We start from the raw sequence: 21,218 nt of genomic DNA on the forward strand, positions 1-21,218 counted from the left end.
ACGTCGGATGCACAGGTTTCCTGTGGGCTTGCGGCCGGGCGCCGCGGATGTCAGCTCATGGCGGCGTCACCCCTTCACCGCGCCGGAGGTCATTCCGGAGATCACCGACCGCCGGAAGGCCAGGACGAGGATGGCGATGGGCACCGTGGCCACCATCGCGCCGGCGAAGATCGTGCCGTAGGGGACGGTGTACTGGCTGGTGAACAGGGCCATACCGACCGGCACCGTACGGAAGGCGTCCTCGCTGTTAAGGGTCAGCGCCATCAGGAACTCCGCCCAGGTGGCGGTGAAGGTGAACACCCCGGCCGTGAACAGGCCCGGCCGCGCCAGCGGAAGGATCACCGAGACGACGGTGCGCAGCGGACTGGCGCCGTCCACCGTGGCCGCCTCCTCCAACGCCCGTGGCACACCCAGCAGATAGTTGCGCAGGATCCAGATGGAGAAGGGCAGATTGAAGGCGATGTAGGGGATGATCAACCCCTGGTAGCTGTTGAGCATGCCCGCCGAGCGCTCCAGCAGATACAGCGGGGTGACCACGGCGATGGCGGGGAAGACCGAGATCATCAGCAGCGAGACCATGATCGGTCCGCGTCCGCGCATCGGCAGCCGGGCCAGTGCGTAGCCCGCGAAGAAGGCCAGCGCCAGCACCACGGCTGTGGACACCACGGACACCAGCGCGCTGTTGAACAGATAGCGGCCCAGGCTGTTACCGCCGAAGGCGTCCGCGTAGTTGCCGGTGGTCGCGTGCTTCGGGAACAGGGTGGGAGGGCTGGCGCTGATCTCGCCGGTGCCCTTGAAGGAGGCCGTGGCCATCCAGTACAGGGGTGCGGTGGTCAGCACCACGATGATCAGCGCACCGATGTTGACCACGTTGACGTAAGCCCGCCAACGGCGGGGCGCTCGGGTGGTTTGGGTTCTCATCATCGGCCTCCTTCGTCCACCTGGGCCCGGAAGGCGCGCAGGAAGAGCAGACAGCACCCCAGGACCAGGACCGCCGTACTGGTGGCGACGGCCGCGCCCGGCCCGATGCTGAGGTTCTGGAAGAGCGTCTTGTAGCCGAGGATGGCCAGCGACTGGGTCGCCGTACCCGGCCCGCCCTGGGTGAGCACGAACGGCAGGTCGAAGACGCCGAACGCCTGGAGGGTGCGGAACAGCACCGCGATGGCCAGGATCGGCCGCAGCTGCGGCAGGGTGACCCGCCAGAAGGTGGTCCAGGGGCCGGAGCCGTCGATCTCCGCCGCCTCGTACACATCCTTGGGGATCTGCATCAGCCCGGCGAGCACGATGATGGCCACGAACGGGGTGGTCTTCCAGATGTCGGCCACCGCCATCGCCGCCATCGCGGGCACCGGACGGCCCAGGATGACGGGTTCACCGCCACCGAGCGCCTCGATCGCCCAACTGACCACACCGTAGGTGCCGTTGTAGAGATAGCCCCACAGCTGCGCCGCCACCACGTTGATCATCGCCCAGGGCAGCAGCAGAACGGCCAGGATCCAGCCGCGCGCCGCGCCCAGCCGCTCCAGGACCAGGGCGGCCGCGGTGCCCAGCGCCAGTTCCAGGGCGACGGTGACCAGGGTGAAGCCGACGGTGAAGGCGAGCGATTGGAACCACGCCGAACTGTGCTCCAGCGCCGCGTAGTTGTCGGTGGTGAAACCGTCGATCCGGAAGCCGCCGTAGCTGAGGTGCACCTCGGAGAAGCTGAGGACGACGGAGAAGAGGATCGGGAAGATGGTGACGGCCGCGACGAGGGTGAGCGCGGGGGAGGCGTACAGCCACCCGGTGCGGGCGAGGCGGCGCTCGGTGGAGCCGCGGCGTGCCGAACGGTCGGCCGTACGCGTGTCCTTGGCGGTCCGGGCCGAGGCTCTGCGGGCCCCGCCGGCCGCGGTGCTGGTTGTGCCGGTGGTACTCACAGCGCCTTGCCCTCCAGTGCCGCGGTGATGTCGGATCGGGCGGCCCGCAGCGCGCCGCCGACCGGCTCCGAGCCGCCGATCGCCGAATTGACCTGGGTGTAGACGGCCTTGCTGACCTGCGGGTAGTACGGCGTCTGCACGGGACGGGAGACCAGTCGCAGCCGCCGGGTGGTGGTGATGGTCGGATCGCCGGTCCTGGCCGCCGCCGGGCTGTCGAGCACGGTGTCCATCGCGGGCAGCACCCCGGCCTGGCGCAGCAGCATCATCTGCGACTCCTCCTCGGCGCAGAAGCGGGCGAAGGCGACGGCGGCGCCGAGGTTCTCCGAGTTGGGATTGATGAAGTTGCTCCAGCCGCCCAGACAGGCGTAGCCGGAGTGCGGACGGCCCTCGAAACCGGGCCGTGGCACGACGCCCACCTTGCCCGCCACCTTGGAGGCGCCGTCGGCGTCGGACATCCCCCAGGCGTAGGCCCAGTTGCGCAGGAAGACCGCCCGGCCGCCCGCGAAGGCGTCCATGGCGTCCTGCTCGGCGTAGGTGGTGACCGCCGACGGTGTCACTCCGGCGTCGACCAGCCCGCGCAGATAGCTCACGGCACGCTGTGCGGGTTCGTCGGCGACGGCGACACGGCCGGAGCGGTCGAGCACACTGCCGCCCGCGTCGGCGAGGAATTCGGTGACGACGCAGGTGAGGGATTCGCTGACGGAGCCCTGCCAGACGAACCCGTAGTCCGCGTCCCCGGCGCGCTGGATCCGCCGCGCGCCGCGCTCCAGCTCCTCCCAGGACTTGGGCACCGGGAGGCCGTGCTTGGCCAGCAGGTCCTTGCGGTAGAAGAGGTAGGCCGCGTCCGAGTAGCAGGGAAACGCGTACACCTTGCCCTTGAGGCTGGACGCCTGCATCAGCGCCCGTGGATAGGGATCCCAGAAGTTCTTGGGGACCAGCGACTCCACCGGCAGCGCCAGGTAGTTGGCGCCGAACTGGGCGGGCCAGGTGATGTCGCCGAGATAGACGTCCGGCGTGGCGGAGCCCCCGCCGATCTGGGTGGTCAGTCCCACGCGGTTGCCGTCGGTGGTGCTGAGCCCCTTCACGATCTCGATACGGATGTTGGGGTGTTTACGGCGGAACGCCCGGACCATGGCGGGGCGCATATCGCCCCCGTCGCGGGCGGGTATCTTCCCCGCCCACCAGCGGATGGTCACCGGTCCCTTCGGTGGCCGTTCCGCCTTGACCAACAGGTCGTCCAGGTTGTTGGTCCCGCACGCGGTGGTGAGACCGGCGGCCATGGCAACGCTGCCAGCGCTTGCAAGCAGCGTCCTGCGACTCAGGGCCATGCGCTCTCCTCCCGTTCCCGTCAGGGCTGCCGCTCTGACAGCGCTTGCAAGCTAGGTGGGGGAGTTGGCAGGTGTCAACGGTCGCGTCAGCGAAAGTTCGAGGGGGAAGCTTGTGGTCATCGAATGACAGCGTTGCCAAAGCGTAGTGGTCGAAGCCATGTCGGCGACCTTGGGGAGCGTGCTACGGTCCCGCCATGTCCGCAGCTTCCGCAGCCTCCGACGGCCCTGAGAGCCTGGCCGGCCCCACGATCCCGGACAGCGCTGCCAGCGCTGCGAGTGACGCCCGCGGCGCCGAGGGTGGCAGCGGTGGCCGGGGCGGCTCGGGCAGCGTCGTCAGCCCCCGGACCCCCGGCGACACCGCGAACGCCCCCGACGGTCAGACCGCCCCCGACGGCCGCCGGAACGCCCCCGATGCCCCGGGAAGCCAGAACGGCAACGGACCCGAGGCCACGATGGCCGATGTCGCCGAGCGCGCGGGCGTCTCCGTCTCCACCGTCTCCCGGACCCTGCGCGGACTGTCCAGCGTGTCCCCGCAGACCCGCCACCGGGTCGAAAAGGCCGCCCGCGAGTTGTCGTTCGCCGTCTCGCGCAGTGCCTCCAGCCTGGTCACCGGAAAGACGCGGCGGATCGCCGTACTCACCCCGCACCTGGACTCATGGTTCCTCGGCAACACCATCGCCGGGGTGAGCGCGGTACTGCGCGAGGCCGAGCTCGATCTGCTCGTCTACAGCGTCACCGACCTGGCCCAACGCAGCGCGTTCTTCGACCGATTGCCCGCCCGGCGCAACGCCGACGCGATGCTGGTGACCTGCTTCGACCTCACCCCGGAGGAGCGGGCCCGGCTGGACGCGCTGGGCATGCCGGTGGTCTTCGTCAGCCAGCACGCCCCCGGGCGGCCGAGCGTGTACATCGACGACGCCGACAGCGCCCAGCGCGGGATGCGGCATCTGCTCAACCTCGGCCACCGCCGGATCGCGTTTCTCCAGTCCAGCGACAACACCGGCTTCTACTGGAGCTCCCAGGAGCGGCTGACCGGCTACCGCGCGGCACTGACGGAGGCCGGGCTGCCCTATGACGAGGAACTGGTGCTCTACCCCGTCGCCCGCCACCGCCGCGGTATCCGCGAAGCCGTCGGCCAGCTGCTGAGCCTGCGCAATCCGCCCACCGCCGTCTTCGCCGAGTCCGACGAGGTGGCGATCGAGGTCATGGGGGTGCTGCGCTCCGCCGGTGTCGACATACCCGGCCGGATATCCGTCCTCGGCTTCGACGACCACCATCTCTCCGAATGGCTGGACCTCACTACCGTCGCCCAGCCGGTGGAGGAGATCGGCCGCGCCGCCGCGGAGCTGGCCCGGTCGATCATCGACGACCCGGAGGCCGACCCCACCCGCCACATCGTCTTCCCCACCCGGGTCATCCCCCGGGGGAGCACCGCCCCGCCCGCACCGACGGAGGCAGCGCGGCGAGAAGCCGATCCGGTTCGTCCGCGTGACATCTGACCGTACGGACCGCGAGGCTCCCGCCCCGGGGGAGCGTGGCGGTCACCGGCTCGGACAGCTCGATGACCAGGCTGGTCTGTGATCCGACGGCGAGGGTGAGCGTCCCGTCCCGTGTCTCGTCCCCGTCCGTGCCGGGGGCCGGGCCGAAACGGGAGGCCCGCCGGGCCGAGACGATCAGTTCCATCGGGATCCGCAGATCATGGCGCCGACCGTGGCGCAACCGCAGCACACCAGAGGTACTGTCCGCGCCCGGGGACACCACATGGGGGCGTACGACGCAGGCGGCGTGCAGGTCCAGCACCCACAGCACGGTGTACACATCCAGCACCAGCACCACCCAGTGCACGACCGGCCACGGCCGCAGCAGGACCGCCATCCCCACGGTCTCGACCACGCACACGAAGACCAGCGCGTACATCGTGGCGCCGTGCCCCCGCACATAGCCGAACGCCGTGTCCCGCACCCCGACCCCGTCCCGCCGCCGGGTCACCCACAGCGCCAGCGTGCGTATCAGCCGTATCACCGGAGGCGCTCCTCGATCGTCGTCATGGCCCGGCGTACGGCCTCCGCCTGAGCGGGCGCGAAGTCGGCGAAGAACGCCTCCATGAACGCGGCCTCCCGTGCCCCCGTCGCCCCCTTGATCCCTTCCTGGGCCCGCATCCCGGCCACGATCTCGTCGGGCAGCGCCTCCGCGAGCACCCGCGCGGCCTCGTCCACCCGCGGATCGTCGGGCTCCGCGTCGACCAGCGCGTCCAGCAGGGCGTACGTCTCGTACGCGCGCTCCATCGCGCCCGGTGTCCCCGTCATCGCCGTACGGAACAGCGCGAACATCCGCTCGGCCTCCTCCGGCATGGCCACCGTCTCCAGCAGCGTCAGGAACTCCCGCTCCCGCACCGCCATCGCCGGTTCGGGTCCGGGCAGCGCCGCCGAGGCCCGCGCCATCTCCCCGAACAGCGCGGCCAGCCCCTCCGACACCGGCCCCTCCGCGGGCAGCCCGCCCTCCTCGGCCTGCCGCAGTAACCCGGCCAGCCGCGCCCGCCGTTCCTGGATCACCTCCTCCTGCCGCGCGAGATCCGCGTCCAGCTCGGCCAGCACCTCGTGCAGCTCCCGCCCGGCGTCATCGGCGATCACATCCCGCACCTCGTCGAGCCCCAGCCCCAACTCCGCCAGCCGTCGCACCCGCGCCAGCGCGATGGCGTCCCGCAGCCCGTACACCCGATACCCGTTCGCCCGCCGCCGCGGCTCGGGCAGCAGCCCCAGATGGTGGTAATGCCGCACCGTGCGGGTGGTGACCCCGGCGAGCGCGGCCAGCTCTCCGATCCTCATGGGGCCAGTGAATACGTTGACGCCACGACAAGGTCAACGGCGGCCGGGTGGTCTGTGCGTCCGGAACCATGTGATCCCGGACGGGACCTTCGCCCCCAGAGAACTCAGGCTCTTCCGGGGCGCCGAGTCCTGGATGCCGTGCGAGGGCGTGGCCATGGTCGCCGAGATCACCCCGACCAAGCCGGAGCGCGACCGCACCGCCAAGCGCCACTGCTACGCCCGTGGCGGGATCCCCCTCTACCTGCTCGTCGACCGGGACAACAGCGATGTGACGCTCTTCAGCGACCCCCAGGGCGCCGACTACCGTCAGCACATCACCGTCCCCTTCGGCAAGCAGCTCGACCTGCCCGCGCCGTTCTCCTTCTCGCTGGAGACAACGGTCTTCGTCTGAGCCTCCCCGGCGCTCCGGGTAGCATGGTCATCACGGCGGACGAGCCGGCCGGGCGGTCGCGTCGGGATCTTCGGATCCCGCCGAGGAACGTCCGGGCTCCACAGGGCAGGGTGGTGGGTAACGCCCACCCGGGGTGACCCGCGGGACAGTGCCACAGAAAACAGACCGCCGGGGATCTCGGTCCTCGGTAAGGGTGAAACGGTGGTGTAAGAGACCACCAGTGCCCAGGGTGACCTGGGCAGCTCGGTAAACCCCACCCGGAGCAAGGTCAAGAGGAGCCGTCTTTGGCGGCTCTGCGCGGACGATCGAGGGCTGCCCGCCCGAGTCCGCGGGTAGACCGCACGAGGCCGGCGGCAACGTCGGCCCTAGATGGATGGCCGCCTCCCCACGGGCCGCAAGGCCCGCGGGAGACAGAACCCGGCGTACAGGCCGACTCGTCCGCCGCCACCTGCGACTCTTCCCCGGGAAGGGCCTCTGACCTGCGTCGGAGGCCCTTTCCGGTCTTTCACGGGCTTGCCGTCTTACGCGGCGGAAACTCCCTTGGAAGTCCCTCGGACAGTACTGAAGGTCCCTGAAAAGTCCCTGGGAACTCCCTCGGGCACCCGGGCTGCTGACCGCTCGGCCTACCAGTCGACTGTCGTCCTTCCGCACCCCAAAGGGGAGATCGTCCGCCGAGCAGCCAGGTGACTGGCTCAACGCACCTCGATCGGCTGAGACACGAACCACCGCGATGCCGACGGCAACGGCCGCTGTTCACAAGCGGTCCGTGAGATCGGGCCCCGTCCGTCGATGACATCGGGCCTTTCGATGCCGTGGCCCTCAGCGTGTCCGAAGACAGTGAGGTTTCCGACCTGGGCATCCGGGTAGCCCGAAGGCTGGCTTCGCTCAATTCGCTGGGTGAGGTCGGCAGGGTCGAGCGGCCCCATCACGGGGAGCGTCGTCTTGATGCTGATGCGATGCTGATGCCGACGCCGCCGACGCCGTAGACGAACCAGAGCTATTCCACCTGGCTTGGCTCCAAGAGGCTGTGATCCCGTAGCAGCGCGGACATGCGCGCCGCTGCGCTCAACGCGGACGCCAGGCCAGGCGGCGCGAAGTGGTCCAATTCCCATTCCCAAGAGGCACATTCCCCGGGTGCACGCATCAAGAAGGATGTGGGGATTCCTTACGGGTAGACTTGGCCGTTGGCTGGAATGGCGAAGGAGTCATCGTCAAAGCGTAGCTCGAAAGACGCTCCGGTCCTCTTCGCGAAGTGGTCCACGTCCTTGAAGGTGGCTTCCGTGAGGGGCGGCCTTGGTGTCGTGAGAACGCTCTACTTGCCAGTCTTTGGTCACGATTCCCACGGCATGGGATCGGGGCGGCGATACCACCACCAGGCCTTTTGCGCCGAGCCAGCGCTGGGCTCAGCACGGCCGTCAACGACAAAATGCTCCTTGTCTTCGACGGTCAGATCTTTATAGAGGCTGTCGGCCTTGTCGAGGTACCGCTTGTACAGCGAAGCCACGCTTTCCGGGAGCTGGCGCAGGTACCCTTCGATATCATCCCGATAGCCGAGCGCTTCCCGGTAGAACTCCAAGGGAAACCAACCAGATGGTCCCCAATTACTCTCAGCACGCCGGGCCAGCTTCTCCCATGCGCCCAGGTGGGATCTAGCGACGCGTGCCAGCTCAGCCACCTCGGCCGTGATGGCCGAGCGCCCCGGCTCCCCGTCAGAATCCGCCAGAGCCTTGAAGGCTTCCGCAAAAGAATCAGAGAGCGGCGTTGCAACTTTCTTCTCGCGCACTACTTCTGGCAGATGCGCTACTGGAACGTCCGGCAAACTTTCGACGAATGCTTCAACCGCCGTGATTGTGAACGAAGGCTCATCATCGTCCGTCTCATCAAGTCGGGCTCTGGTCACCAGTCCTTCCGGGGTGACCAGAGAGTGCGCGCTGACGGGGCTCTCCTGCGGCGAATAGAGAACGGGCGTCCCGATCCGCCGAGCGAGGCACGCGGAGAACTGAGCTTCCGTGGGCTGCTGTTTCACTGGGTCCTGAACATAGATGTCCAGTGAAAGGGACACGTTGCCGTGGACATGCGAGTATTCGCAGGACACCAGCGCATCCCAGTGCCGATCTTCCTGATCACCATTGGCGTCGGCGACATCCACTTCCTTCACCGGGACCTGGAGAATTTCCGCGAGAGCTTCAGCCATGACATCCGGGCCATAGCTATCAACGAGAAAGATGTTGCACATCATGGCGAGTAGGTCCCATTGTAGATGGCAAGAGCCTTTGCGCTTGTGTCCTGGCTGCGCAGATGCTCCAGGAGGGAACGCAGCGTTGCCCAGTTGGCCGGGGAGTCGACCTCACCCAGGCAGAAGTACCGGCCTGTTCCGCGTCGCGCTCCGATGGGCCGCGGCGGCTGGGGAACCGGGACCTTGTCACCTCGGGCACCGGTCCTTCGGGCTTCGGCCGGGCCGAGCGCCAGGGCGAGCGGGATAGGCGGTGTCTCGAAACTCGCCGGAGCGTTCACGTCCCGCCGCCCGGTCCGCACATGGAACAGGGCCGAACGGAGATTGTGGTGGGAAGCCAGGTCATCGGCGAGGCCGGCGAGTGCGTCGAAAGGTGGCTCCTCGTCCTTGCCGTAGCCGATCCCGAGGGTGATGTCCTCTTCCACCCCGTCCGCGGTACGCAGGGCGTGCAGGGTGGCGATGGCCGGACGGTCCGGCGCGCCGACAACCACCAGCCGAGTGGGCCGGGGGGCGCGTTCCCGCGCGAAGGCGGTCAGGTTGAGCCGGGACCAGGGCAGGCCGGCCGGCTCGGCCGTGCCCCAGGCGGCCGGAGTGGCCCCGGCCAGGTGCCGCCAGGCGGCCTCCAGCGCCCCGCCGAGCACCAGGTGTTCATCGGCCGGGTGACAGGTACGGACGGACAGCAGCAGCTGACGCTCGTCCGGGTTGGGCACGGGGGCGAAAGCCGCCGCCGTGCCACCTCCACCGGTCTCGCGGGAGCTGGTCGCCGGCCCGGCCCGGGAGCGGAGTGCTTACCGGTGATAAGAGCTCAGCGCCTGGGCAGGGCCTGTTGATGGTCACTCGTCGGAAAACACGTGCGTGGTGCGTCGATAGGGCCGGGAGACCGCAGCCAGCCGGTGCGGGGTCCACAGGTCGTCCCGCTCATTCAGACTCATTTCGCCTGAACGGCGCAGCAGCCAGATGACCTCGAACTGGAAGTGCAGCACCGCATCGCCGGCGACCCGGTCCAGTAGGCGGGACGCCAGTCTGATCATTTCGTCCTGCTGGTCGGAGTGCTCACTTGATCTGGCGAGTTCGAACATTACGGATACGTTCGGACTAAACCCGAGATCGGTGAGCACAGGGTGCCGCGGATCTGATCTCTCTTCACCCACGCGAAGCCACAGCCCAGTCGTGGTCACCGCACCTTCGTCTACTAGCAGTTCGGGGGTGACTGACGCGTCGAACAGATCTAGAGACCGGGCTACGTCACACATTTGCCAGGCGACCTGCAACGCGGTTTTCTCCGTCGCTGCCATGTCGAGACTGTAGGAAATTGACATGCGGATTATCCTTCTCGCAAGTTCTAGGGAAAGAGGTGCAATACGTTGCCTTCTTTGTCGATGGCAATTACCTCTTTGAGTCCTGGGGTTGGCCAGTCGTGCAACTGGACGTACATCTTGGACACGTCGACGGAACTGTCCGTCAAGTTCAGCACGACACGTTCAGTTTGCAATTTTTCGACCTTCTTCTCCATCTCCCTGGCGATGTTGCGGGCGTTGCCGCTGCTGGGCGAATAGCAGTCGAAGACCTTGTCATTGATTTTATAGTCAGGGTTCCTGCTCCCGGGCACTTGAGGCGCATGCTCGACGTCGTAGCCATGCTGGGCCAACCTGTCGGCCGCCTCGTTCTGACGGCTCAGCGCACGGCGGGTCTCAGGGTCTGCCTTCTTGGATATGGACTCTGGATTGCCCTGCGCCTTGGCATTTGGGTCGGGGTCTCGCTGAGGCAGGGTGTGACCGAGGTCGTTGGGTGCTCCCTTGCTTCCACCCCCTCCCTCGGAGGGGGCGTGGCTGCCGCCGTCCGCTCCGTCCCCAGAGCCACCTTCGGTACCAGGGCCGTCGTGGTCACCACCGCTAGCCCCGTCGTGTGCAGGAGCGTCAGGTCCGCTGCCAGGATTGTCGGTTGACGGGCCGTGGTGTCCGCCTGTGCTGTGCCCGCCGGAGGAGCCATCGCTGTGGCCGCCGGAGGGGCCGTCACCGTGGCCGCCGGACGACGGGCCGTTGTGCCCGCCGTCGCCGTGTCCGCCGGTCGACGGACCATCGTGCCCGCCGGCACCGGGGCCGCCGCCGTGCCGGCCGGTGGAAGGCTCGTGGTGGGCGGAGGGGCCGTCGCCGGTGTGTGCGTGGGCGCGTGGTGGCTGGTGGTTTGCGCCGGCTCCGACCGTGGCCTTCTCGCGCTCGGGTGCTCGTTCGTGTGCGGGGTGGTCTTCGGGCAGGGACTGCTGGGGGTGGTCGGTTTCTTTTCTGGCGTCGTTGATGTGGTGGAGGATCTCGCCGTTTTCCGCGTGGCGGAGGTGACCGTCGTGGTCCAGGACCGTCGGAGGCCGGCCGTCCCGGTCCGGCAGGCGTACGCCCGCGTCGCGCGGGTGGGCCAGGTCGTCCGCGGCGTCCACGGTGCGGTCCAGGTGAGGTGCATCGCCCCAGTGAGGGAGGCGTTTGACGGCCGCCAGCACCTCGGAGGCTTTCGGGAGTGCGGCGCGGGCGGCCCTGGTGCCGGCGGTGAGGGAATCGGCGACCTTTGTGACCTTCGTGACCTCTGCCAGGTGGCTGCCCTTGGCCATTTTTCCTAGCTTGGAGGCTATGCCGAAGGGCGTGAGGTTGTAGAGGACCTGACCTCCCGCACGGACCGGGTCCTTGTCCCACTCGTCCCATGCCACGAAGCCTTTGAGGGCCTCGCGGAATGCCTTCTTCTGTTCGTTGTCGCCGTTGCCCCCGCCGATGGTCTTGGACATCGCCCAGTCATACGGCCAGGTCGTGTACTGGCCGAGGCCGCTGAAGGCGTCCCCCAACTGCCCCCATGCCTGGGAGGCTTTGTCGCCTCCGTGCCAGCCGACGAGGGTGGCGAGCCCGTCGAGGTCGCCGCCTAAACCGTCGATGCCGAATCCCTTGGCCGCGCTGGCAGCCCAGTGATCAAGCTCCCAGACCCGGTGGGTCTCCTTCTCCGGGGTGCCCCAAGGCAGGTCCTTCGCCTTGTCCAGATCACCGGCCCGGTAGCCGTACATACCCCGTTTACCCGAGCCGTCGTCGACGGTGTAGTGGGTGGAGCCGAAGAAGCGGTCGCCGATCTTGTTGGCCGCGCGTCGTTCGGCCGCCTGGAAGGCCGCCACGGCGACATTCACCTCGTGCAGCAGGCCGGAGTGCTCGGCTATCTTCTTCTCGTCGTCCTTCCAGTGCTCGTCGTCCTTGACCTTCTCGACAAAGGCTGCGGCCCGGTGCTTGAGCCGCCGCAACGTGTTCTTGATGGGGCGGACTTCGTCGGCGTAGGCCGACAGCGCTGCCGCGATCTTCTCCAGGTCATCGGCGATGACGTCGGACATATCGCGCACGGGCGCGGTGGTGTCGAAGAGCTGCTGCGCCTCGGGGGCATGGTAGACACCGGACAGGCTTTGGAACTTGGAGTGGACGTCGGCGCCGGTGGTGCGGAACTTTCCCGCCTGCTTCTTCAGTGCGGAAGCATCCTTCTCCAACTGCTCCAAGTCGCCCTTGAACTGGGGGATGGCATGGGGGTCGATCATTTGGCGCCCTTCTTCCCCGGGCTGTCGAGATCGATGTAGGGCGCTTTGAGTGCCTCATCCTGCGCGTTGGCCGCCATGTCCAAATCCCCCTTGTTGTATTCCTCCGTGGCGTCCACGGCGCCCTGTAGCGACTTGTCCGCGCGGGCCACGATGAAGGCGAGGTCCGACTGCTGGGCCGAGGCGTACTGCCCCAGGGTCACGCCCACCAGGCCGACCTCAGGCGTCTCGCTCTCGCCCCCGAAGTCCAAGGTCCCGGCCGCTTTCATCGCGCTCTCCAGATGAGAGCTGATGGACGTGAGCTCGCCCTTGAAATGCCCGGCGGTGCGTCCGGCTTCCCCGACGATGCGGCCCACGCCCGCCGCGTCGATGTTCCATTTCGTCATGATCCCCCCGACTCCCCTCCGGAGCACGCCGAGTCGAACGCGTTCCGCCTTATGCCACTGATGTCCGCTGTGAAAGGTCCTTTGCGCTATGCGTCCTGGCTGCGCAGATGCTCCAGGAGGGAACGCAACGTTGCCCAGTTGGCCGGGGAGTCGACCTCACCCAGGCAGAAGTACCGGCCTGTTCCGCGTCGCGCTCCGATGGGCCGCGGCGGCTGGGGAACCGGGACCTTGTCACCTCGGGCACCGGTCCTTCGGGCTTCGGCCGGGCCGAGCGCCAGGGCGAGCGGGATAGGCGGTGTCTCGAAACTCGCCGGAGCGTTCACGTCCCGCCGCCCGGTCCGCACATGGAACAGGGCCGAACGGAGATTGTGGTGGGAAGCCAGGTCATCGGCGAGGCCGGCGAGTGCGTCGAAAGGTGGCTCCTCGTCCTTGCCGTAGCCGATCCCGAGGGTGATGTCCTCTTCCACCCCGTCCGCGGTACGCAGGGCGTGCAGGGTGGCGATGGCCGGACGGTCCGGCGCGCCGACAACCACCAGCCGAGTGGGCCGGGGGGCGCGTTCCCGCGCGAAGGCGGTCAGGTTGAGCCGGGACCAGGGCAGGCCGGCCGGCTCGGCCGTGCCCCAGGCGGCCGGAGTGGCCCCGGCCAGGTGCCGCCAGGCGGCCTCCAGCGCCCCGCCGAGCACCAGGTGTTCATCGGCCGGGTGACAGGTACGGATGGACAGCAGCAGCTGACGCTCGTCCGGGTTGGGCACGGGGGCGAAAGCCGCCGCCGTGTCGGCTCCACCGGTCTCGTGGGAGCTGGTCGTGAGGGGCGCGAAGGAGTCGCCCTGCCAGCACAACACCGCTCCGGTCAGACCGTCGTAGTAGCGCCCGGTCTCCTCCCGTACCACCCAGCGACCCTGAACTTCAGCCAGTGCGAGGCGGGCGGGGAGCGTCAGCAGCGTATGGGGCGGGGTGACGATCTGCACCTGGCGGTCCTCCGCCCCAGCGGAGAGCAGCGCATTCCCCAGCCAGGAGGACAACGCGAGAACCGGACGGTCCTGAAAAAGGACCGCTGTGGTGTCGGTCAGGACATCCACCGCCGGTTGCTCAGGGTGCGGCGGGGAAGAGGCCCGCACGCCGTGGGTGTCCACGACGTCGATCCCCTCCACCGCGGCCTCCGGTGGCCACAGCGTGCCGCCCAGCATGGCGACCAGGCGTCCGGCCACTACCGAGGCAAGGCGCTGCGCCTGGTCCGTGGCGATCGTCGCACGGACCTCCGTCCACCACGCCGACTCGCCCAACTGATTCGTCGGCACGCCGAGAAGACGCTGCGCTTCGTGCGGCACGGCAAGCAGCATCGGGGACTCGATGGAGACCAGCGGATGCCCATCGTCATCAGTCAGTTGCACCACTGCCCCCTCGCCGAGGGTCTGCAAACGCAGGTCAGGTCCACCCGACAGGAGAGCGGCCGCGATGGTCGGCGGGTCCGGCAACTGGTTGGTCAGAGCGATGACGTCCTTCGTCACGACGCGGCCTCGTGGCTGTCGGACGGTCCGTGCCAAGGGGTGCGGCAGCCGACGACGCTGTGCTTCCTGCCTGCCGTCAGCTGAGCCAGACTGTTGTGGCCGACGTCCAGCTCACCACAAGGAATACAGGCTGCCCTCAGGAGCGTTGCCGATCCGATTCCGCTCGCGTCGAAATTCATGCGCCCGCCCCCCGGTCACGAAACCGCACCGCATGCATTGACGCCCTTCTCCGGAGCGGTGCTTCCCCCGGAGCCCCGCCTCCACCATAGATCACGACCATAGATCACGGCGCGTCAAGAACAGGACTCTGGAGGCGCATATGCAGGTGAAGCCATGGGACGGAGTCTTGGGCCCACTCCATGCACGCCCCGACGTCTGCGTGGTGAGCCAGTCGCAGGCTCGTGGGAAGCCACCCTGCTGGGGCGGCAGCAGGTCGGCCGAAGCCGACGCGATGTCGTCGGCGGGGCGGGACGTGTAGCCGGGCGTCGCGCTGGGCGACACCCTGCTCGAACGACGTACGCCCCCACAGGCGGTGCCGCTCAGTGGGGCGTGAGTATTGGCGTAGACGCGGGCGAGGCGGCGCGGGGTCGACGCTGTACCACACGTCGTTGACGCGCATCTCGTGGTAGTAGAGAGCCCACTGCGGTGGGCCGTCTGCAGGGTGACGACGCCCCGCAGCTGACGGAGGAGCAGAAGGCCCGCCTGCAGCGGTTGCTCGCCTCGCGGCACCCAGCAGCGGCCAGAGCCGGAGTTCCAGACGTGGAAGGATCGAGCGTACGGGCACATCGGCACCCAGCTACTCACGTCGGTGATCAGCGACCGGACCGCGCAGGCCCACCGCGAGGAGCGCTTGGCCACTGATCACGAGAGACTGGACAGCGAGACATGACGCCGTTCATGTGGGTGAGGCAGTCGGCGTACCTGCCAATTGCCACTACCGACTCATTCCGTTCTCAGCTTGCGGTTTCCGGCTCGGTCCTTCGCGATGTTTCGTGTCTTCTTGGTTCTGGCTGACTCGGCGAGCAGGGCGAGTACCGTCGGCGACGTCGACTCCTTGGCGAGGACGCGCTGCATCCAGTCCGTGACCTTCGCCAACTCGGCCGGTGTCGGCATATGACCACCCTTGATGGACAGGTAGACCAGCCAGTCGTGGATGCGGCGGCGAATGAACTCGCGGTACGCCTCCGTCTTGAGCTGGTCGATCTCCGGCAGGAGTTCGGCCGACCACTGCCGGAACTCGGCGGGACCGGTCACCTTCATCGCGATCCTGTCCACGAGGTCGACCACCGCCGTCTTGGACACCATGTCGATGGGGTCGCGCAGGATCGTGGCCACGATCTCGCGGTCTCGGTCGCGGCTCCGCGAGGAAGCGGTTACCGAGACGACGCGTTGGTAGGCGGACGATCGGACGTGCTCGTCCGCGACGGCATCGTCGACGTCCACGTCGACGATGCCGGCCCCCGCCAGCAACTCGGCCACATCCGAATGCAATGTCATCGCTTCATCCCTTGCCACAAGTTTGGTTCTTGGCGGCCTCGCGCCGCTCCCGTTCAGCCTGCTCCTCCGCCTGATTTCGCCTGCCGAGCTTCCTGACAGCTTTCCTGATCTCTGTCTTGTAATGTTCCACCACTTGTCGCTGTCGGCCCGTCAGCTCCGGTTGGTTGTCCAGCGGGTGGCCGTTCGGCCCGATCCTGACCTCGCGGCCCCCGCCACCGGTGACATGCGCGTGCGCCGGCTTGTCGACGTCGTACTCGTGCACGACGATGTGCACGCCGTTCTTGCTGACGTCGAGGAGGGACAGTCCGAGAGGGTCAAGCCACATGAACGGGTTGGGAACGTAACTGTGGGGCGCGTAGCCACCGGCGAGACCGATCGGATCTGAGGTGAGGTAGCGGGCGGTTTCGGGATCGTAGTAGCGGAAGTGGTTGTAGTTCAGGCCGGTTTCGGGGTCGGCGTACTGGCCGGGGAAGCGTAGGGGGCAGTCGACGCTCCCCTCACCGACGGGTGGGATGGGGAGGGCGGTGCCCCAGAGGGTGGTGCGGTGTTGCCAGGCCAAACGACCGTCGGGGGTGAGGAGTTCAGTGGGGGTGCCGACAGTGTCGGTGATGACGGCGTAGTGGCGGGTGGTGTCCAGTTCGCGGTGAGTTTGAGTCAGAGGGCTGTGGGTGTCCGGGCTGTAGTTCCAGGTGGTGGTGGCACCGTCGCGGGTGGCCTGCTCGGCGAGACGGGTGCCGTCCCAGGTGAAGGTCAGGGGTGTTCCGTCCGGGCTGGTTTTCGTGAGGCGGCGCCCCAGGGGGTCGTAGGCGTACGTCCATTCCTCGCCGAGCGGAGTGGTGGCTTTGGTGAGCTGGTCCTGTGCGTTCCAGGTGTAGGTCCACGAGCGAGTTTGACCGCTCGGGAGTGTGCGGACTTTGCGGATGAGGCGACCGGCGGCGTCGTGTTCGTAGGTGGTGCGGCCCGCACGGCGGATGAGAGTGCCGCTGTATGCCCGGTCGCCCCCTGAGTCATGTGCTGGGGCTGTGGCGTGGGTTTGGTTGCCGGCTGTGTCGTAGGCGTAGGTCTCGGACCATCCGTGAGCTTGTACGCCGGTGACGCGACCCGTCCGTCCGAGGGCGAAGTGCCTGGTGCCGGTGGCCAGTTCGCGAATCTTGGTGACGTAGCCGTCGGGACGGTAGGTGTAGGTGCGGTGTTGGAGAAGGTCATCCGGGGAGGAGACCGACTGGGCCGCCAGGCGATCCGTTGAATCCCACGCCTGGGTGAGGGTGGCAGCTCCCATGGCCCGCTGAGTTTCGCGGCCCGCCGCGTCGTAGGTGAAGGTGAGGGTGTTGTCGGCGGTGGTGAGCGTTGCGGGGCGGCCTGTGGGGTCGTAGGTCCAAGTGGAGATCAGGCCGGAGGGCATAGAACGATGGGTCTGGTGGCCCGCCGCGTCGTAGCCGTAGGTCGTGGTGCGGCCGTTCACGGTCTCCGCGACCAGGCGGCCCAACAGGTCGCGTTCCAGAACCAGTTCGGCATCCGCGTTTGTGGCGCGGATGAGGGCGCCGTGGACGTCGTAGGCGTAGGTCGTCTCTTCACCGGTGGTCTCGTCCCGCTGGGTGATGGGCTGTCCCGCTGGGTCGAGGGTATAGCGGAGAGTTTGGCCGAGTGGGTTGGTTTGGGCGGTGAGGTGGCCGGCGGCGTCGTGTTCGTAGGTGCGGGTGCAACCGTTGAAGTCGGTTTCGGAGGTGAGTCGTCCGGCCCCGTCGTAGGTGTAGGTCCAGGTCAGGCCCTGAGGGTTGGTGACGGTGGTCAGCCGCAGTTCGGTGTCGTAGCCAAAGGCGTACTGCGCGCCGTCGGGATCGGTACGGGTGGCGGGCCGGTCGAAGTGCGTGTGGGTGTAAGTGGTGGTGTGTCCGGCTTGGTCGGTGTGGCGGGCGAGGTTGCCTTCGGTGTCCCACTGCCACACCTCACGGACTCCGTCTGGTCCCTCGCGCCAGGCGGGTTCGCCCTCGAGGGTCCAGCCCTGCCGGGTGGTGTTGCCCAGGGGGTCGGTGACGGCGGTGACCAGTCCGTGTGGGCCTCGGCGGGCGCGGGTGGTGTTGCCCAGGGGGTCGGTGATGGCCATGGGGAGGCCGGCCGCGTTGGTGGTGACCTGGGTGGTGTTCCCGAGTGCGTCGGTGATTGTCGACAGGTGTCCGGACCCGTTGTAGGTGTAGTGGGTGGTGGCGCCGGTGGGGTCGGTGGTGGAGGTGCGCGCACCGCGGTCATCGTAGGTGTGGCGCCATGTGCCGCCGTTCGGCTCGCGGATCTCCAGGGGCAGACCGCGGTCGTCGTAGGCGGCCTCGGCCCTCGTGCCGTCGGGGCGTTCGACGGCGATCAGGCGGTCGAGGTCGTCGTAGTGGTAGCGGGTGGTGTGGCCCAATGGGTCGGTGACCGCGATGGGATGACGGTTGTTGTCGTCCCATTCGGTGTGGGTGGTGTTGCCCAGCGGGTCGGTCTCCGCGATGACCCGGTATGCCTCGTTGCAGACGTAGGTGGTGGTATTGCCGAGGGAGTCGGTGTAGCGGTTGGTTCGGGTCCCGTTGTCGTAGTGCATGCGGCCGGAGAGGATGCCGTCCGGGCCGATGCCCCGCAGGACGCGGCCGCGATGGTCGTAGACATAGGCGTAGGTCGTGCCGTTGCGGTCGGTCCAGGACGTGATGCGGTGTGCGTCGTCGTACTGGAAACGCAGCGGCAGTCCGGTGGAGTTGATGACCTCGCTCAGGTCTCCGGCTTCGCTGTAGCCGTATGAGATCAGGGGGGTGCTGTGCTGATGCTCTGCGCCGTGGAGCAGACGGAGGGTGGTGATGCGCAGCAGCTGCGGATCGGTGTCGATGGCGATGCGGTAGCCGCCGGAGTGGGTGATCTCCGTCGGTGCGCCCTGCTCGTCGTAGGTGATGGTGATGCGGTCGCCTTCGCCGGTGCGGTCGGTGATCGCGGTCAGGGCCAGTTCCCGGCCGCCTGCCGGGAGGGGGGCGAAGTGGAGGGTGCGGTGGTGTTCGGGGGTGGTGATGGTGAAGGTGCCGTCCGGTTTGCCGTCCCAGCGAAGTGGCCAGCGAGGACCGGAGGTGGGAAGGGTGGGGACACCGGGCTCGGGGATCGGGTAGGTGAGGAGCATGCCGTCGTCGGTGATGTAGACGACGCCCGCGTCGTCGATCTCCAGGCGCTGGTCGAGGGTGCCGGCCCAGGTGCGGCCGAACCAGCCGCCGCACGGGTGCCCGGAGACGTAGTGCCGCTCCAGGACCAGTGGCAGTACTCCGGGCAGGGTGACGTCGGTGGCGGACATGACCATCTCGCCGGTCGCCACATCGATGGGCTCACCGGTGGTGCACCGGTCGGTGTTGCAGGTGTTGTTCTTGTTCGGATCGCTGTCGGTGCGTTTGCGGGCGCTGCCGTCTCGGCTGAGGGCGCGTTCGCGGTTGAGGAGGCGTTGTGCGGCGTTCTTGGCCACGTTGCCACCCCGGCGGATGGCGCCGGTGCCGCCGCTGGCCAGTGCCAGGAGGAGGTCGGGGGTGAGTTGTCCGGCGGCGCGGGCGGGGTTGCGCTGCCATTCGTCCCAGTTGACGACGGCCTTGGCGAACTCCTTGGGGTGGTCCACGGCGTAGGCGGCCCCGTCTGCCATGCCCGCAAGCCGCAGCCCAGCCCCCTGGGGCCCGTCCTCGACGAGATACTCGAACTCCTTGTACCACCCGTGCGCGGTGTCCTTCGCGCCGCCGAAGAAGTCCCCCCACTTCTGCTTGAGGTAGTCCACGCCTTTGGGAGCCGGGGGCTTGTCCGGGGCCTTCTCCTTGGCGGTGTCGAGTGTGCGCTTGGCCGTGTCGACGACGAGGTTGAGTTCCTTCTCCAGCTTGTCCAGGCGCTTGTAGCAGGCGTTCAGAGCGGCCATCCCCGGATCGTCCTCCGGGGGCTTCTCCGGCAGGGGATCGTCCTTGCGGTCCTCCGCGTCGGCGTAGTCCTTCACCTGCTGCCAGTAGCGCTTGGATGCCGCCCGTGCGTCATCGGCGTCGTCGATGATGGGCTTGACGCGCTTTTGTACCGACCGCAGCTTTCCCGCATAGGAATCCAGCGCACTGGCGGCGGAGGTGAAGTAGGTCTTGGCCGAGCCCAGCTCCTTGGGCAGCTTCTCCGTCGCGCCCTGGAATCCCTCCGACGCCGCACCGGTCCAGTTCATCAGGGACAGCACGTCGAGTTGTTCGACCCCGTCCTGGAACGCGCCCGCGTAGGCGCGGAGTTTGACGGCCAGGTCTTCGACGTCGGTGGGGCTGCCGGGGATGACATCGGAGGGTTTGGCGTTGGGGGGTATGCGCTCGGTCGAGCCGCCCTCGGTCGCGTCCTTCTGGGTCATGCGGTCACTCCCTTGGAACCGCCGTCGACTTCCCAGCCGCCGTCGTAGCGAAGCCGCGGGTTGGTGGGCACGTCTCCGGTGACGGTGGTGCCGTCATCGTCGAGCCACGGTTCCTTGTAGATCTCCGGCGGTGGATCGAACTTCGGCCGGTAGCCGTCCTTCCACGCCTTCATGCCGTATTCGCCGAAGGGGAGCTTGGCCATGTTGTCCTCGGTCGGCGCGAAGTCCTTGATGCGCAGCAGGTCGGCGAGCATATAGGCGGCGATCACCTGCCGGAGGGTCTGCACCACCGTGTCCGCGTGCTCGGCCACCCGCCCCATGCCGAACCCCCAGGCGGAGAGCAACTTCTCCGAGGAGTCGTAGATGTCGAAGTCGGCGGAGGTCCCGATGCTGTCGGCCAGCGTCTTCCAGTCCTTCTTGATCTTCCGCGCGGCGACGACCGACTCCTCCAGCGGCGTCAGCACCTTCTGTACCGAATCGATCTCCACCCGGTAGCCATCACCCGGCTTCGGACCATCCGCCGCCGAACCACCCTTGTCATCCCCCGACACCGACCCGCTCCCCCCGCTTCCCGGCCATCTGCGAGGACTCCGCATCAAGGACGAACGTCCGTGGCTTCAGCGGATCCACCACCGTCGGCGTCCCCTCCGGAACCACCGAGCCATACTCTGTCTCGGAGACCAGAAAGCCCGGCTCGTCCGGCCGCTGGAAGTACAGACGCGCGGAACGCAGTTCCGCGAAGTTCTCGACTTCCGACATCTGCTTCGTGGCTTCCTGACGCACAAAGTCGGCCAACCTTGGCCTGTCATGGCGCTCGAGCGAACCCAAGATGTACCCTCCCCCGAACATGACAGCAGTTTCGCATGGGCGAGCCACACTCTGAGCAATCGACACGTTTGGCGGCCACCGGAAGCCGACGAGAAAGAAGTGACGGCCTATCGTCAAGGGGCGACGGCTCCCGACACGTTCCGGTTGAGCTCCCACCGGCTCTGCTTCGGCGGATGTGGCCCGGCCGCCTTGAGCGCGGCAGGCGTCGAGCCGGTTTGCGCGCATCGGCTGCCAGGTCCTGGATGAGCTGCTCCCTGGTGAGCTCCACCGCAGAGTTCTGGTCGTAGCAGCGGCGCGTAGACCGGTACTTATTCCGGCGGTTGGACGCTGTCCTCTTGGCGTCGCCAACTTTTCAACAGGCTCCTGACGCGGGCCTCCCGTACGTCATCCTGATGA

Annotated in this window: 16 protein-coding genes, 1 other RNA gene and 1 pseudogene; 3 read left to right on the forward strand and 15 right to left on the reverse strand. The window is 67.7% G+C overall.

The genetic code is table 11. The features are described 5' to 3' along the window. Positions 1-66: 66 nt before the first annotated feature. From AC4BEG_RS24925 to AC4BEG_RS24935, 3 genes are read right to left on the reverse strand one after another with little or no spacing between them, the layout of a single operon-like run. Positions 67-924 carry a carbohydrate ABC transporter permease gene (locus tag AC4BEG_RS24925; RefSeq protein ID WP_490701974.1) on the reverse strand — a complete coding sequence of 286 codons (858 nt, stop codon included), beginning with the start codon at positions 922-924 and terminating at the stop codon, positions 67-69. Continuing rightward, entirely contained in the window at positions 921-1,913 is a 993-nt protein-coding gene (locus AC4BEG_RS24930) for a carbohydrate ABC transporter permease (RefSeq protein ID WP_490701975.1), read from the reverse strand. The genes AC4BEG_RS24925 and AC4BEG_RS24930 overlap by 4 nt, the downstream gene beginning before the upstream one ends. Then, a complete protein-coding gene (locus AC4BEG_RS24935) occupies positions 1,910-3,193 on the reverse strand; it encodes an extracellular solute-binding protein (protein WP_490701976.1) in 1,284 nt (427 codons plus the stop codon). The genes AC4BEG_RS24930 and AC4BEG_RS24935 overlap by 4 nt, the downstream gene beginning before the upstream one ends. Positions 3,194-3,435: 242 nt before the next feature. Between AC4BEG_RS24935 and AC4BEG_RS24940 the strand changes: the two genes are divergently transcribed. Then, entirely contained in the window at positions 3,436-4,740 is a 1,305-nt protein-coding gene (locus AC4BEG_RS24940; RefSeq protein WP_490701977.1) for a LacI family DNA-binding transcriptional regulator, read from the forward strand. On the opposite strand, the gene AC4BEG_RS24945 is transcribed toward AC4BEG_RS24940, so the two are convergent. Both AC4BEG_RS24945 and AC4BEG_RS24950 read right to left on the reverse strand, forming a co-directional pair. Beyond that, positions 4,655-5,263 (reverse strand): hypothetical protein, encoded by a 609-nt coding sequence (locus tag AC4BEG_RS24945; protein ID WP_490701978.1) that lies wholly within the window; start codon positions 5,261-5,263, stop codon positions 4,655-4,657. The two genes, AC4BEG_RS24940 and AC4BEG_RS24945, sit on opposite strands and share 86 nt — an antisense overlap. Continuing rightward, a complete protein-coding gene (locus tag AC4BEG_RS24950; RefSeq protein WP_490701979.1) occupies positions 5,260-6,066 on the reverse strand; it encodes a MerR family transcriptional regulator in 807 nt (268 codons plus the stop codon). The genes AC4BEG_RS24945 and AC4BEG_RS24950 overlap by 4 nt, the downstream gene beginning before the upstream one ends. 40 nt (positions 6,067-6,106) lie before the next feature. Here AC4BEG_RS24950 and AC4BEG_RS24955 point away from each other — a divergent pair. Together AC4BEG_RS24955 and rnpB are read left to right on the forward strand one after the other, a co-directional pair. After that, positions 6,107-6,457: pseudogene (locus AC4BEG_RS24955) on the forward strand (Uma2 family endonuclease); the annotation flags it as partial. Positions 6,458-6,497: 40 nt separating this feature from the next. After that, an RNA gene (gene rnpB / locus AC4BEG_RS24960) (RNase P RNA component class A) lies at positions 6,498-6,898 on the forward strand. An 889-nt stretch (positions 6,899-7,787) separates the two neighbouring features. Here rnpB and AC4BEG_RS24965 read toward each other — a convergent pair. The 10 genes from AC4BEG_RS24965 to AC4BEG_RS25010 form a co-directional block, all read right to left on the reverse strand. Continuing rightward, positions 7,788-8,696, reverse strand: coding sequence for a hypothetical protein (locus tag AC4BEG_RS24965; RefSeq protein WP_490701980.1), 909 nt, complete (start codon positions 8,694-8,696; stop codon positions 7,788-7,790). Beyond that, complete coding sequence (locus AC4BEG_RS24970) at positions 8,693-9,400, reverse strand: DUF6177 family protein (protein ID WP_490701981.1); 708 nt, start codon at positions 9,398-9,400, stop codon at positions 8,693-8,695. The genes AC4BEG_RS24965 and AC4BEG_RS24970 overlap by 4 nt, the downstream gene beginning before the upstream one ends. 123 nt (positions 9,401-9,523) lie before the next feature. Then, positions 9,524-10,009 carry a SitI3 family protein gene (locus AC4BEG_RS24975; RefSeq protein ID WP_490701982.1) on the reverse strand — a complete coding sequence of 162 codons (486 nt, stop codon included), beginning with the start codon at positions 10,007-10,009 and terminating at the stop codon, positions 9,524-9,526. Between the two features lie 23 nt (positions 10,010-10,032). After that, positions 10,033-12,243, reverse strand: coding sequence for a CdiA C-terminal domain-containing protein (locus AC4BEG_RS24980; RefSeq protein WP_490701983.1), 2,211 nt, complete (start codon positions 12,241-12,243; stop codon positions 10,033-10,035). Then, entirely contained in the window at positions 12,240-12,626 is a 387-nt protein-coding gene (locus AC4BEG_RS24985) for a DUF6507 family protein (RefSeq protein ID WP_490701984.1), read from the reverse strand. Before AC4BEG_RS24985 ends, AC4BEG_RS24980 begins: the two co-directional genes overlap by 4 nt. Positions 12,627-12,712: 86 nt before the next feature. Next, positions 12,713-14,134, reverse strand: coding sequence for a DUF6177 family protein (locus tag AC4BEG_RS24990; RefSeq protein WP_490701985.1), 1,422 nt, complete (start codon positions 14,132-14,134; stop codon positions 12,713-12,715). Positions 14,135-15,076: 942 nt separating this feature from the next. Next, a complete protein-coding gene (locus AC4BEG_RS24995) occupies positions 15,077-15,631 on the reverse strand; it encodes a hypothetical protein (RefSeq protein WP_490701986.1) in 555 nt (184 codons plus the stop codon). Between the two features lie 4 nt (positions 15,632-15,635). Next, positions 15,636-19,994, reverse strand: coding sequence for a DUF6531 domain-containing protein (locus tag AC4BEG_RS25000; RefSeq protein ID WP_490701987.1), 4,359 nt, complete (start codon positions 19,992-19,994; stop codon positions 15,636-15,638). Continuing rightward, on the reverse strand, positions 19,991-20,545 hold the full coding sequence (locus AC4BEG_RS25005) for a hypothetical protein (protein WP_490701988.1): 555 nt from the start codon (positions 20,543-20,545) through the stop codon (positions 19,991-19,993). Before AC4BEG_RS25005 ends, AC4BEG_RS25000 begins: the two co-directional genes overlap by 4 nt. Beyond that, positions 20,532-20,822 carry an SseB family protein gene (locus tag AC4BEG_RS25010; protein WP_490701989.1) on the reverse strand — a complete coding sequence of 97 codons (291 nt, stop codon included), beginning with the start codon at positions 20,820-20,822 and terminating at the stop codon, positions 20,532-20,534. The genes AC4BEG_RS25005 and AC4BEG_RS25010 overlap by 14 nt, the downstream gene beginning before the upstream one ends. Positions 20,823-21,218: the final 396 nt, after the last annotated feature.

The organism is Streptomyces sp. JLBJ103 (genome assembly GCF_058215575.1).